Source organism: Bradyrhizobium sp. CCBAU 45384 (assembly GCF_028128665.1).
GTDB classification, from domain to species: Bacteria; Pseudomonadota; Alphaproteobacteria; order Rhizobiales; family Xanthobacteraceae; genus Bradyrhizobium; species Bradyrhizobium manausense.
In genome coordinates this window covers 576,692-589,526 of sequence record NZ_LBIZ01000120.1, presented here as the reverse complement: position 1 = coordinate 589,526, position 12,835 = coordinate 576,692, and the positions used below count along the sequence as shown (strand labels likewise).

General features: G+C 64.0%; 12 protein-coding genes. 1 reads left to right on the top strand and 11 read right to left on the bottom strand.

Annotated elements, in window-relative coordinates:
• Nucleotides 1-100: 100 nt before the first annotated feature.
• From ureC to urtA, 11 genes are all read right to left on the bottom strand, one after another.
• Nucleotides 101-1,816 carry an urease subunit alpha gene (gene ureC, locus XH80_RS42530; protein ID WP_271603772.1) on the bottom strand — a complete coding sequence of 572 codons (1,716 nt, stop codon included), beginning with the start codon at nucleotides 1,814-1,816 and terminating at the stop codon, nucleotides 101-103.
• A gap of 37 nt (nucleotides 1,817-1,853) precedes the next feature.
• Nucleotides 1,854-2,393, bottom strand: a complete 540-nt coding sequence (locus XH80_RS42525) for an HD domain-containing protein (RefSeq protein WP_271603771.1) — start codon at nucleotides 2,391-2,393, stop codon at nucleotides 1,854-1,856.
• Between the two features lie 14 nt (nucleotides 2,394-2,407).
• Entirely contained in the window at nucleotides 2,408-3,520 is a 1,113-nt protein-coding gene (locus XH80_RS42520; protein ID WP_271603770.1) for a patatin-like phospholipase family protein, read from the bottom strand.
• A gap of 41 nt (nucleotides 3,521-3,561) precedes the next feature.
• On the bottom strand, nucleotides 3,562-3,867 hold the full coding sequence (locus tag XH80_RS42515; RefSeq protein ID WP_220002126.1) for an urease subunit beta: 306 nt from the start codon (nucleotides 3,865-3,867) through the stop codon (nucleotides 3,562-3,564).
• A gap of 9 nt (nucleotides 3,868-3,876) precedes the next feature.
• Entirely contained in the window at nucleotides 3,877-4,179 is a 303-nt protein-coding gene (locus XH80_RS42510) for an urease subunit gamma (RefSeq protein ID WP_007605424.1), read from the bottom strand.
• A gap of 40 nt (nucleotides 4,180-4,219) precedes the next feature.
• Nucleotides 4,220-5,062, bottom strand: coding sequence for an urease accessory protein UreD (locus tag XH80_RS42505; RefSeq protein WP_271603769.1), 843 nt, complete (start codon nucleotides 5,060-5,062; stop codon nucleotides 4,220-4,222).
• 53 nt (nucleotides 5,063-5,115) lie between these two features.
• The gene (gene urtE, locus XH80_RS42500; RefSeq protein WP_057759430.1) at nucleotides 5,116-5,811 is read right to left on the bottom strand and encodes an urea ABC transporter ATP-binding subunit UrtE; all 696 of its coding nucleotides are present in this window, start codon (nucleotides 5,809-5,811) and stop codon (nucleotides 5,116-5,118) included.
• A gap of 3 nt (nucleotides 5,812-5,814) precedes the next feature.
• A complete protein-coding gene (gene urtD / locus XH80_RS42495) occupies nucleotides 5,815-6,576 on the bottom strand; it encodes an urea ABC transporter ATP-binding protein UrtD (RefSeq protein ID WP_057759432.1) in 762 nt (253 codons plus the stop codon).
• Nucleotides 6,577-6,581: 5 nt separating this feature from the next.
• Nucleotides 6,582-7,751 (bottom strand): urea ABC transporter permease subunit UrtC, encoded by a 1,170-nt coding sequence (gene urtC, locus XH80_RS42490; RefSeq protein ID WP_271603768.1) that lies wholly within the window; start codon nucleotides 7,749-7,751, stop codon nucleotides 6,582-6,584.
• Nucleotides 7,748-9,358, bottom strand: a complete 1,611-nt coding sequence (urtB, locus tag XH80_RS42485) for an urea ABC transporter permease subunit UrtB (protein ID WP_271603767.1) — start codon at nucleotides 9,356-9,358, stop codon at nucleotides 7,748-7,750. The genes urtC and urtB overlap by 4 nt, the downstream gene beginning before the upstream one ends.
• A gap of 82 nt (nucleotides 9,359-9,440) precedes the next feature.
• The gene (gene urtA / locus XH80_RS42480) at nucleotides 9,441-10,763 is read right to left on the bottom strand and encodes an urea ABC transporter substrate-binding protein (RefSeq protein ID WP_057759438.1); all 1,323 of its coding nucleotides are present in this window, start codon (nucleotides 10,761-10,763) and stop codon (nucleotides 9,441-9,443) included.
• A gap of 498 nt (nucleotides 10,764-11,261) precedes the next feature.
• Between urtA and XH80_RS42475 the strand changes: the two genes are divergently transcribed.
• A complete protein-coding gene (locus tag XH80_RS42475; protein WP_271603766.1) occupies nucleotides 11,262-12,812 on the top strand; it encodes a DEAD/DEAH box helicase in 1,551 nt (516 codons plus the stop codon).
• Nucleotides 12,813-12,835: the final 23 nt, after the last annotated feature.

The window sequence follows — 12,835 nt, the reverse complement described above, 5'->3', positions numbered from 1 at the left end:
TGGTTAGATACCGGGCGAGACATTAGACCAGCCGGGATCGAACGCAAAACCGCAAAAAGCCGTCCCCGGATGTGCCGGGGACATGCGTTGAGGCGCTATTTCAGTACATGAAATATCGTTGTGCCATCGGCAGCACCTCGGCGGGCGGACAGGTCAGCAACTCGCCGTCGGCGCGCACCTCGTAGGTCTCCGGGTCGACCTCGATAGCGGGCGTGGCGTCGTTGTGGATCATGCTCTTTTTGGAGATCTTGCTGCGGGTGTTCTGGACCGCATAGAGCTTCTTCTCGATGCCGAGCTTGCGGGCGAGCCCGCCGGTGACGGCGGCCTTGGAAGTGAAGACCACCGAGGACGCCGTACGGGCCTTGCCGAACGCGCCGAACATCGGCTGATAGTGCACAGGCTGCGGCGTCGGGATCGAGGCGTTGGGATCACCCATCGGAGCTGCAACGATGGTGCCGCCCTTGACGATGCAATCAGGCTTGACGCCGAAGAAGGCCGGCGACCACAGCACGAGGTCGGCGAGCTTGCCCTTCTCCACCGAGCCGATCAGCTTCGAGACGCCATGCGCGATCGCGGGGTTGATGGTGTATTTGGCGATGTAGCGCTTGACCCGGAAATTGTCGTTGTCCTTGCCCTTGTCCTGCGGCAGCGACCCGCGCTGCTTCTTCATCTTGTCGGCGGTCTGCCAGGTGCGGATGATGACCTCACCGAGACGACCCATCGCCTGGGAGTCCGAGGACATCATGGAGAGCGCGCCGAGGTCGTGCAGAATGTCTTCGGCGGCGATGGTCTCCTTGCGGATGCGGCTTTCGGCGAACGCGAGATCCTCCGCAATCGAGGGATCGAGGTGGTGACACACCATCAGCATGTCCAGATGCTCGTCGATGGTGTTGCGGGTGAAGGGCCGCGTCGGGTTGGTCGAGGACGGCAGCACGTTCTTGAGCCCTGCGACCTTGATGATGTCAGGCGCGTGGCCGCCGCCGGCACCTTCGGTGTGGAAGGCGTGAATGGTGCGGCCCTTGAAAGCCTTGATGGTATCCTCGACGAAGCCTGACTCGTTCAGCGTGTCGGAATGCAGCATGACCTGGATGTCGTAATCGTCGGCGACCGACAAGCAGTTGTCGATCGCGGCCGGCGTCGTGCCCCAATCCTCGTGCAGTTTCAGTGCGCAGGCGCCGGCCTTGACCATCTCGACCAGAGCAGCGGGCCGCGAGGCGTTGCCCTTGCCTGATATGCCGAGATTGACCGGAAAGGCGTCGAACGACTGGATCATCCGCGCGATATGCCAGGGGCCGGGTGTGCAGGTCGTGGCGAAGGTGCCGTGCGACGGGCCGGTACCACCGCCCAGCATCGAGGTGACGCCACTCATCAGCGCGTGCTCGATCTGCTGCGGGCAGATGAAATGGATGTGGCTGTCGAAGCCGCCTGCGGTGAGGATCTTTCCTTCGCCCGCAATCACGTCCGTGCCCGGGCCGATGATGATCGTGACGCCCGGCTGGATATCGGGATTGCCGGCCTTGCCGATCGCGGAGATCATGCCGTCCTTGATGGCGACGTCGGCCTTCACGATGCCCCAGTGATCGACGATCAGCGCATTGGTGATGACAGTATCGGCCGCGCCCTGCTTGTTCGTCACCTGCGATTGGCCCATGCCGTCACGGATCACCTTGCCGCCGCCGAACTTCACCTCCTCGCCATAGGTCGTGAAATCCTTCTCGACCTCGATGATGAGATCGGTGTCGGCCAGCCGCACCTTGTCACCGGTGGTCGGGCCGAACATGTCGGCGTAGACGGAACGCTTCATCTTGACGGACATCACAAGCCCCGTTTGCGTTTGAATTCTTGGTCTGTGCTCACAGCGAAGCCCTCGCCTTTCGCACCATGTCGTCGAATGTCGTGTCGAGCCAGACGCTACCGCAACGGCAACCGGCGACGACCTGCTCGGCCCAGCCGGTGTAATCGGCGAGGGCATCGCGTTCGTCGGAGCTGGGATCGGAATGAATACGCGCCCCGATATTGCTGATCTTGTCGGCGATCTTGATCAGCTTTGCGCCGGGAGATTTGTGCGGAGCGTCCTCGATCTGCTTCCGCCGCCGCTCGGCCTTCGACAGGTTCATGTCGTCGGTGCACTCGGCGACGAGCCCGGCGACACGCTCGGAGAATTTTTGCGCCAGCTCCTCGCGCGTGGTCTCGGTGTCCTCGATCGTATCGTGCAGCCAACCGGCCGCAACCAGTTCGGCATCGGCGCCATCAGTCGCCGTTGCCAGCAGGTTCGCGACCTCCGCGAGATGATTGATGTAGGGCTCGTTCCCCCGCCCCTTGCGCGACATGCCGTTGTGCCGGCGCGCGGCCAGTTCAGCAGCTTCGGAGACGAGGCGGACCGGGGGAATCACGACAACACTCCCGGTCAGTGCAGCGCCGGCAGCAAGCCGCGGGTCTTGAAAACCTCGTCGAGCTTCACCCGTGCGAGCCGATAGCCGGCCTTGCGGCGTCGCTCGATACCGCCTGCGGAAAAATCGCGAAAGGCGCTGGAGTCCTCGACCTGCTCCGACAGGCCGGCCGCCTTGACCAGATCGGAATCGGCCAGATCGATGTTGGTGATCGCACCCAGCGTCTTGAAGCGCTGCGCCTGCGTCACCCGCCTGTCGAGGTCCGGCGTTCGCGCCGCTTCAGGAACGGCTGCGGAAAGGGCCTCGATGGTCTGAAGGAGCTCGTTGATGACAGCGGCATTTGCGCCGTCCTGGCGAAGCCGATTGCCATAGCGCAGCTCGCTTAGACGATCGTTCACCTCGATCATGTTCTTCGGCGCAGCCCGCTTGCCTCGGAAGAGGTTCATCACCACGAGAATGCGATCGACATCTGCCGACCCCGAAAACGCCTCGATCGCATCGCCGAGCGGCGTATTGTCGACGATACCGCCATCCCAGAACGTCTTGCCGGCGATCGGGGTCGCCGGAAATCCAGGTGGAAGGCTGCCACTGGCCAGGATGTGTCGCGGGCCGATCTGCTTCTGTGGATCATTGCGGAAGCGCATCAGCTCGCCGGAGACCATATCGACCGCGGTGACGACGAAGGCGGTCGGGCTGGCATTCAGCGCCGCAAAATCCACGTGCTTCCTCAGCGTCTCGAGCATGGGCGAGGTATCGTAGAAATTCGTCCAGCTGAGGACATCCCAGTAATCGTAGCGCGTCTTGTAGAAGCCGTGCACGCCGAACAGGGCGAAATCGTGCTCCGCGATGCCCCACCAATAGTTGCGCGGCTCCAGTGCAAGCCCGGACCAAAGGTCCTGCAAACGCCGCCTGGCGTCAGCCCGGTCGGCGGCGCCTACGACACAGGCGGCGTTGATCGCGCCGATGGACACACCGGTGACGGCTGCCAGCGTGATCGTCCGGCCCGCACGATCGATGTCGTCCATCAATTCCAGCAGCGCCTCGATCGCACCGAACTCATAGGCGCCGAGCGCGCCGCCGCCCTGGAGCACGAGTCCGATCTCGACCTTGTCCTTGGCGAGCGTATCCATGGCGGACCTTCCTGTCGTTTCCCTGCCTGTAGTTTCCCTGGCTATAGTTTTCCCATCACGTCGCCGCGAAAACCGTAGATCGTCTTCTTGCCCGCCAGCGCCACGAGCTGGACCTCGCGGGTCTGGCCGGGCTCGAAGCGGACGGCGGTGCCGGCGGCGATGTCGAGGCGCATGCCGCGGGACTTCTTGCGGTCGAATTTCAGCGCCGGGTTGGTCTCGAAGAAATGATAGTGCGAGCCGACCTGGATCGGGCGGTCGCCGGTATTGGCGACCGTCAGTGTCACGGTCTTGCGGCCGGCATTGAGCTCAATCTCGCCGTCCTGGATGAAGAGTTCGCCGGGGATCATGTCGCTCTCCTATCGGATCGGTTCGTGCACGGTGACGAGCTTGGTGCCGTCGGGGAACGTCGCCTCGACCTGAATGTCGTGGATCATCTCGGGGATACCAGGCATCACCTGGTCGCGGGTGAGCACCTGCGCGCCCGACTGCATCAGCTCGGCGACGGTGCGGCCGTCGCGCGCGCCCTCGAGGATGAAATCGGAGATGATCGCGATCGCCTCGGGATGGTTGAGCTTGACGCCGCGATCCAGCCTGCGGCGCGCCACGATGGCGGCCATCGAGATCAGAAGCTTGTCCTTTTCGCGGGGAGACAGGTTCATGCGAAATCTCTTCGGTTCAACACTTCAATTCAGCCGGCCGTCAATTCAGCCAGAGTCGCGGCAGGGCCGCACCGGTGCGCGCCAGCACGGCCATCATGTCGGCACGCAAACGCGCCGCATCTTGGGCACAGAACCGCGCCATTGCAAAGCCATTCCAGGCTGAAATCCCGACCTCGCCGGCGAAAGAGTCCGACACTTCGCGGAGGCGTTCGACCAATGCCTCGTCGCCCGGCACGATCAGCGCCGTGCCGATCGCGGCAGCGCCCTTCGCGACCGCCGGTCGCGCGAGCTTCGCACCGATATCACCGTCGAGCCTGACGGTCTCGGCGAAGACCAGCCTGGCGCCACGGGAGAGCCGCCAGCGGTCGACAAATTCGCCCTGCTCCATGCGCTCGCCCATGGCGGTGCGGCCGAATACGACAATTTCACAAAGCAGCAGCGAGGCGGCCTCGTCGAGCTCGATGTCGAAACGGCGGTGGACCCGCGCGCGGTCGAACAGGATCGTCTCCTGAGGCAACCAGCCGAGATGCGCACCGGCGCCAACCTTCAGCGAAATGTTGAGCTGCGCTGCCGCCCCCGGCGCGCGGTAGACCTTTTCCGCGGCCGCCGTCGTCAGCGTCAAACGCGAGCTATCTGCGGCCGAGATCTCGATGTCGAACTGGTCACCGCCGGCGACGCCGCCGGCCGTATTGACGAACACACCGGACAGGCCATCATCCTCCGGCGAGGGAAAGCGCACCCGGAGCGAGCCGGATTCATGCAAGGCGCCCCGCCGCGTCACGCCGTCACGGGCGTGCACGTCGAAGCGCACGGCACCGCGGGCGCGATTGGCTTCGAACACCGAAGATGTCGCCAAAGATGTGACCAAGGCGTCGCTGCGCATCCGTCTCCCCCAGCCGGCCGCGGCAGGATTTCTCTAGCCTACAATGCCCCGGCCTACAGCGCCATCTGGCGGCTGATCTCGCTTGGGTCGAGATTGGAGCGGTCGCAGGTGAATTTCACCGCACCACGATCCATCACCGCAAAGCTGTCGCCGAGTTCGCAGGCAAAGTCGAGATATTGTTCGACCAGCACGATGGCGATGTTGCCGAGGTTGCGCAAGTAAGAGATCGCCCTGCCGATGTCCTTGATGATCGAGGGCTGGATGCCCTCGGTCGGCTCGTCGAGCAGCAGCAATTTTGGCCGCATCACCAGCGCGCGGCCGATCGCGAGCTGCTGCTGCTGGCCGCCGGAGAGGTCGCCGCCGCGCCGGCCGAGCATGGATTGCAGCACCGGAAACAGCGAGAACACATCGTCGGGAATGTTCTTGTCCTGGCGCTTGAGCGGGCCGAAGCCGGTCTTGAGGTTCTCCTCGACCGTCAGCAGCGGAAAGATCTCGCGGCCCTGGGGCACGAAGCCGATGCCCTTGCGCGCCCGCTCATAGGGCTTGAGGCCGCTAATGTCGCCGCCGTCGAACAGGATCGAGCCCGAGGAGATCGGATATTGCCCGACCATGGCGCGCAGCAGCGAGGTCTTGCCGACGCCGTTGCGTCCGAGCACGCAGGTCACCTTGCCAGGCTCGGCGGCGATCGAGACGCCGCGCAGCGCTTGCGCCGCGCCGTAGAACAGGTTGATGTCCTTGACCTCAAGCATCGCTCAGCGTCCCAGATAGACTTCGATGACCCGGTCGTTGGACGAGACCTGGTCGATGGTTCCTTCGGCGAGCACGGTGCCTTCGTGCAGACAGGTGACCTTGACCCCGAGCTCGCGCACGAATGTCATGTCGTGCTCGACCACCATGACGGTGTGGGTCTTGTTGATCTCCTTCAGCAGCTCGGCAGTGAGGTGGGTCTCGACGTCGGTCATGCCGGCGACGGGCTCGTCGACGAGGAGCAGTTTCGGATCCTGCGCGAGCAGCATGCCGATCTCGAGCCACTGCTTCTGTCCGTGGCTGAGGCTGCCGGCGAGGCGGTTGCGGGCGTCGGTGAGGCGGATCGTCTCCAGCACCTTGTCGATGCGCTCCGACTCGGCCCTGCTGCCGCGCCAGAACAGCGTGCCCTTGACGCTGTGATCGACGTTGAGCGCCAGCAGCAGATTGTCCTGCACGGTCTGGCTCTCGAACACCGTCGGCTTCTGGAATTTGCGGCCGATGCCGAGCTCGGCGATGCGGGTCTCGTCGAGCCGCGTCAAATCGGTGACGCCGTCGAACAGCACGGTGCCCTCGTCCGGCTTGGTCTTGCCGGTGATGATGTCCATCATCGTGGTCTTGCCGGCGCCGTTCGGGCCGATGATGGCGCGCATCTCGCCGGGCGCAAGCGTCAGCGACAGATTGTTGATGGCGTGGAAACCATCGAACGAGACGTGCACGCCGTCGAGATAGAGCATCGCGGAGGTCGCGCGGGTATCCATGACGTTCATGACCGCTACTCCGCCATGTTCGGTTCGGTGATGCCGTCTTCGGCCGCGGCGCTCGCGGTCATCGCGGCCGGACGCCTCTCTCTCGTCGACTCGCGCCAGGCGCTGAAGGTGCCGACGATGCCCTTGGGCAGCAGCAACGTCACCAGGATGAACAACGCACCCAGCATGAACAGCCAGTACGGGGCCAGCACACCCGAGGTGAAGAAGGTCTTGGCGTAGTTGACGACGATGGCGCCGAGCGCGGCGCCGACCAGCGTGCCGCGGCCGCCGACCGCGACCCAGATCACCGCCTCGATCGAATTGCCCGGCGCGAACTCACTGGGGTTGATGATGCCGACCTGCGGCACATAGAGCGCGCCGGCAACGCCGGCCATGCAGGCCGACAGCGTGAACACGAACAGCTTGTAGGATTCGACGCGGTAGCCGAGGAAGCGGCTGCGCGATTCGGCGTCGCGGATCGCGATCAGCACCTTGCCGAGCTTGGAGGACACGACCGAGCGGCAGATCAGGAAGCTGAAGATCAGCGCCAGACAGCTCAGCGCGAACAGCGCGGCACGGGTGCCCTCGGCCTGGACGTTGAAGCCCAGGATGTCCTTGAAGTCGGTCAGGCCGTTATTGCCGCCGAAGCCGAAATCATTGCGGAAGAAGGCGAGCAGCAGCGCATAGGTCATCGCCTGCGTGATGATCGACAGATAGACGCCGGTGACGCGGGAGCGGAAGGCGAGCCAGCCGAAGCAAAAGGCGAGCAGGCCGGGCACGACCAGCACCATCAACGCCGCGAACCAGAACATGTCGAAGCCGTACCAGTACCAGGGCAGCTTCTGCCAGTTCAGGAACACCATGAAGTCGGGCAGGATGGGATTGCCGTAGACGCCGCGGGTGCCGATCTGCCGCATCAGGTACATGCCCATCGCGTAGCCGCCGAGCGCGAAGAAGGCGCCGTGGCCGAGCGAGAGGATGCCGCAATAGCCCCAGATCAGGTCGATGGAGAGCGCCAGGATGGCGTAGCAGACATATTTGCCCCAGAGCGCGACCAGATAGGTCGGCACCTGCAGGAACGAGCCTGCCGGCAGCAGCAGGTTGGAGAGCGGGATGAGGATGCCGCAGGCGGCGACGACCATCAGGAAGATCGCCGCGCCGCGGTCCAGCGATCGCGTCAGCATGTGAGGGGTCATGCTTCCACCGCACGGCCCTTGAGCGCGAACAGGCCGCGCGGCCGCTTTTGAATGAACAGGATGATCAGGACCAGGATCGCGATCTTGCCGAGCACAGCGCCGGCGACCGGCTCCAGGAACTTGTTGGCGATGCCGAGCGTGAAGGCGCCGACCAGCGTGCCCCAGAGATTGCCGACGCCGCCGAACACCACGACCATGAAACTGTCGATGATGTAGCTCTGGCCGAGATTGGGGCTGACATTGTCGATCTGCGACAGCGCCACGCCGGCGATGCCGGCAATGCCCGACCCGAGCCCGAAGGTCAGCGCGTCGACGCGCGAGGTGGCAATGCCCATCGAGGCCGCCATGCGCCGGTTTTGCGTCACGGCGCGCATCTCGAGGCCCAGCGCCGTGTAGCGCAGCATGGCGAGCAGGATCACGAAGACCGCCAGCGTGAAGCAGAGGATCCAGAGCCGGTTATAGGTGATGGTGATCTGGCCGAGCTCGAACGCACCGCTCATCCAGGAGGGGTTGCCGACCTCGCGGTTGGTCGGGCCGAACATGGTGCGCACCGCCTGCTGCAACACCAGCGACAGGCCCCAGGTCGCGAGCAGCGTCTCCAGCGGCCGGCCATAGAGAAAGCGGATGATGCTGCGCTCGATCAGCACGCCGATGGCGCCGGCAACGAGGAAGGCGAGCGGCACCGCAATCAGCAGCGAATAGTCGAACAGAGTGGGATAACGGGTGCGGATCACCTCCTGCACCACGAAGGTGGTGTAGGCCCCTAACATCACCATCTCGCCATGGGCCATGTTGATGACGCCCATCACGCCGAAGGTGATGGCAAGCCCGATCGCGGCGAGCAGCAACACCGAGCCGAGCGAAAGGCCGTACCAGGCATTCTGCACCGTGGACCAGACCGCCAGCGTATTCTGGATCGAGCCGATCGCGCTCGTCGCGGCCTTCGCGACGGAGGCCGGCTGGTCGGTGCCGATGTCGGAGAGCAGCGCCAGCGCGTCCTGATCGCCGCGCGCCTTGATGGTGGCGACGGCCTCGAGCTTCTGGACTTCGGTGGCGTCGGACTTGAACAGCAGGATCGCCGCACGTGCCTCGCCGAGCGCGGTCTTGGCCGATTTATTGCTCTCCTTGGCGAGCGCGCTTTCGACCGCCTCGAGCGCGGTCTCTTCATGCGACTTGAAGACGGATTGAGCGGCCTGGAGCCGCGCGCCGAGATCGGGCGACTGCAGCGTCAGGCTGCCGAGCGCAGCATCGACGCTGCGACGCAGGCGGTTGTTGAGACGGACGGCGCTGGCGCTGTCAGGCACACTGGCGACGGGCTCACCGGTCGCGGCGTCGATCGACTTGCCGTCGGTGCCGGTGACGTAAACTTTCTTGGTGTCAGGATCGGCCATGAGGCGGCCGTCCTGCAGTGCGCTGATGATCGGAAAGGCGAGCTTGTTGCCGCTGCTTGCGACCGCGCCGATTGCTTCGTCCGTATCCGAATAATCGTCGTTGGCGAATTTGGCGACCGCATCCTCGAACGGACCGGCAAAGGCCGGCAGTGCGAACGCGATCAGGAACAGCGACAGGACAAAGCTGCAAAAACGAGCGGACAATTTGGTTGGCACTGTGGATCACCCCGGCAGAAGTGGGGAGAAGACGGCGGAATAGCCGTCTTCTCCCGTCGTGCAGTCGAACGTCAGGTCCGGATCAGGAGCCGGAGCCGAGGCACTTGTTGGTCTTGGTGTTGAAGTTGCCGCACTTCTTGCCGACCCAGTCGCCGATCAGGTCCTTGGAGCCCTCGAGCTCCTTCGACCAGGCGTCGCCCGCCACCAGACCCGGGGTCTTCCAGACCACGTCGAACTGGCCGTTGCCCTTGATCTCGCCGATGAACACCGGCTTGGTGATGTGGTGGTTCGGCAGCATCTTCGAGGTGCCACCGGTCAGGTTCGGCGCCTCGATGCCGGGAAGCGCATCGATCACCTTGTCCGGATCGGTCGACTTCACCTTCTCGACGGCCTTGATCCACATGTTGAAGCCGATCACGTGGGCTTCCATCGGATCGTTGGTCGTGCGCTTCGGGTTCTTGGTGTAAGCCTGCCAGTCCTTGATGAACTTCTCGTTCGCCGGGGTCTTGATCGACTGGAAATAGTTCCAGGCGGCGAGATGGCCGACCAGCGGCTTGGTGTCGATGCCGGCGAGCTCTTCCTCACCCACCGAGAACGCGACCACCGGGATGTCCTTCGCCTTGATGCCCTGGTTGCCGAGTTCCTTGTAGAAGGGGACGTTGGCGTCGCCGTTGATGGTGGAGACCACCGCCGTCTTCTTGCCGGCCGAGCCGAACTTCTTGATGTCGGCCACGATCGTCTGCCAGTCGGAGTGACCGAACGGCGTGTAGTTGATCATGATGTCTTCCTGGGCGACACCCTTCGACTTCAGATAGGCTTCCAGGATCTTGTTGGTGGTGCGCGGATAGACGTAGTCGGTGCCCGCGAGCACCCAGCGCTTCACCTTCTCGTCCTTCATCAGGTAGTCGACGGCAGGGATCGCCTGCTGGTTCGGCGCAGCACCGGTGTAGAACACGTTGCGCTCGGACTCCTCACCCTCGTACTGCACGGGGTAGAACAGGATGTTGTTGAGCTCCTTGAACACCGGCAGCACCGACTTGCGCGACACCGAGGTCCAGCAGCCGAATACGACCGAGACCTTGTCCTTGGTGATCAGCTCGCGCGCCTTTTCGGCGAACAGCGGCCAGTTCGAGGCGGGGTCGACGACGACGGCCTCGAGCTTCTTGCCGAGCACGCCGCCCTTTTTGTTCTGCTCGTCGATCAGGAAGAGAATGGTGTCCTTCAGCGTGGTTTCGCTGATGGCCATGGTGCCGGAGAGGGAGTGCAGGACGCCGACCTTGATGGTGTCGTCCGCGGCCTTCGCGCCGGAAATGGACGCCAAACCGAGCAACAGTCCGGTGGTCGCGGCGAGCACGCCGCGGCGGCTAAATGACGCCGCTATATCGTGAATGGATTTGGTAGGCATGGATGTATCATCTCCCTGACGCAGACGTGAAAACGCTGCGAAACGGCCCCACGGCCGCTTGCGATTAACGGAATCGCAAGAACCATGCCATGGGCTTGGCACCCACCAAGTGATTGGTCAATCTAGACAATTCCGCCGCAATCAAACTTTAGCCGCAGTCTGGCGGCTCAAAATTTAGGCAGATAAATTGTATGCGCATGCGGCAGCCAGGTCATTTTTTGAGCAAAATAGGCCCGCTGGCTAAAATTCCGGCATAACTATTTTTGCACTGCAATCGATACCGGTCGACGTCCCGCCTTGAAAGCGCCCCGTCAATGTTCCATATGAGGATGGAGATCGCGAATCGAGCGATCGTTGCGAGCCGCGTGTTCTTAAGCCCCCACGGGCCTCTGGCTTGCCCCATATCTCCCAAGCCATCCGACACCCCAAACACGCAGGTGTCTTCTCGACACCCTTATGCACGCGCCCCGCTGATTGCGTCGGGCGCCGGCATTTGACATGGAAAGAACCCATCTTTTGACTTCGTTTCAGGACTTCGGCCTCGCCGAACCCATCGCACGTGCTCTCGCCGAAGAGAATTACGTCACCCCGACCCCCATCCAGGCTCAAACCATTCCGCTGGCGCTGACCGGCCGCGACGTCGTCGGCATCGCCCAAACCGGCACCGGCAAGACCGCGTCCTTCGCGCTGCCGATCCTGCATCGCCTGCTCGAGAACCGGATCAAGCCACAGCCCAAGACGGCCCGCGTGCTGGTGCTCTCGCCCACCCGCGAACTGTCCGGCCAGATCCTCGACAGCTTTAACGCTTATGGCCGCCACATTCGCCTGTCCTCGACGCTCGCCATCGGCGGCGTGCCGATGGGTCGCCAGGTCCGCGCCCTGATGCAGGGCGTCGACGTGCTGGTTGCCACCCCCGGCCGCCTGCTCGACCTCGTGCAGAGCAACGGGCTGAAGCTTGGCAGCGTCGAGTTCCTCGTGCTCGACGAGGCTGATCGCATGCTCGACATGGGCTTCATCAACGACATCCGCAAAATCGTCGCGAAACTCCCGATCAAGCGACAGACGCTGTTCTTCTCCGCCACCATGCCGAAGGACATTGCCGAGCTCGCCGATTCCATGCTGCGTGATCCGGCGCGCGTCGCGGTGACCCCGGTCTCCTCGACCGCCGAGCGCATCAACCAGCGCATCATCCAGGTGGATTTCTCGGCCAAGGCCACCTTCCTGACCAAGCTGCTGAAGGACGAGCCGATCAACCGAGCGCTGGTTTTCACCCGCACCAAGCACGGCGCCGACAAGGTGGTGAAGACGCTGGAGCGGGCCGGCATCCCCGCCAGCGCGATCCACGGTAACAAATCGCAGAACCATCGCGAGCGCACGCTCGCGCAGTTCCGCTCCGGCGAAATCCGCACCCTGGTCGCCACCGATATCGCCGCCCGTGGCATCGACGTCGACGGCATCAGCCACGTCATCAACTACGACCTGCCGAACGTGCCGGAGACCTATGTGCACCGGATCGGCCGGACCGCGCGCGCCGGCGCCGACGGCACCGCGATCTCGCTGGTCGCCGGCGGCGAGGAACTCAGCTATCTCCGCGACATCGAGCGGCTGATCAAGGTGGCGCTGCCGCGCGAGGACCTCCGCACGGATGCCGGCCGCCGCGATGCCGGCGCTCCCCCGCCCCAGCAACAACGGCAGGGCCGGCCGGGCGGCCGCCCGGGCCAGCGCCCGCAAAGCGCACGGCATGGCGACGGACGGCGTAGCGACGACAGGCATGCCGACGGACGCCATCACAGCTCCGGCAAGCCGAGCGACGGGCGGCCCGGTGAGGGCCGTCATGGCGAGGCGCGGCATGTGGACGGAAGGTCCGGAAACGGCTCGAAGGGCTCTCGCCGCCGCCGCTCCGGTGGTAAGATGCATTCACCAAACGAACGCCCGGAACAGCGTTCCGCGCATAGCGCAGGAGCGCCTGATGGGATACAAGGCGTGGCCTTTTTGCGCCGTGAGAGTCGGCCGAACGGCCACCCGAACCGCAAACCCCATTCGCACTAGCCGTCCACGACCTGGAGAAATTC

What these genes read in the sequence shown, in the direction of transcription:
- XH80_RS42475 (WP_271603766.1), top strand. Translation starts at nt 11,262, where the DNA reads ATGGAAAGAACCCATCTTTTGACTTCGTTTCAGGACTTCGGCCTCGCC.
- XH80_RS42520 (WP_271603770.1), bottom strand. Translation starts at nt 3,520, where the DNA reads ATGGATACGCTCGCCAAGGACAAGGTCGAGATCGGACTCGTGCTCCAG.
- urtE (WP_057759430.1), bottom strand. Translation starts at nt 5,811, where the DNA reads ATGCTTGAGGTCAAGGACATCAACCTGTTCTACGGCGCGGCGCAAGCG.
- ureC (WP_271603772.1), bottom strand. Translation starts at nt 1,816, where the DNA reads ATGTCCGTCAAGATGAAGCGTTCCGTCTACGCCGACATGTTCGGCCCG.
- XH80_RS42505 (WP_271603769.1), bottom strand. Translation starts at nt 5,062, where the DNA reads ATGCGCAGCGACGCCTTGGTCACATCTTTGGCGACATCTTCGGTGTTC.
- XH80_RS42510 (WP_007605424.1), bottom strand. Translation starts at nt 4,179, where the DNA reads ATGAACCTGTCTCCCCGCGAAAAGGACAAGCTTCTGATCTCGATGGCC.
- XH80_RS42515 (WP_220002126.1), bottom strand. Translation starts at nt 3,867, where the DNA reads ATGATCCCCGGCGAACTCTTCATCCAGGACGGCGAGATTGAGCTCAAT.
- urtA (WP_057759438.1), bottom strand. Translation starts at nt 10,763, where the DNA reads ATGCCTACCAAATCCATTCACGATATAGCGGCGTCATTTAGCCGCCGC.
- urtC (WP_271603768.1), bottom strand. Translation starts at nt 7,751, where the DNA reads ATGACCCCTCACATGCTGACGCGATCGCTGGACCGCGGCGCGGCGATC.
- urtD (WP_057759432.1), bottom strand. Translation starts at nt 6,576, where the DNA reads ATGAACGTCATGGATACCCGCGCGACCTCCGCGATGCTCTATCTCGAC.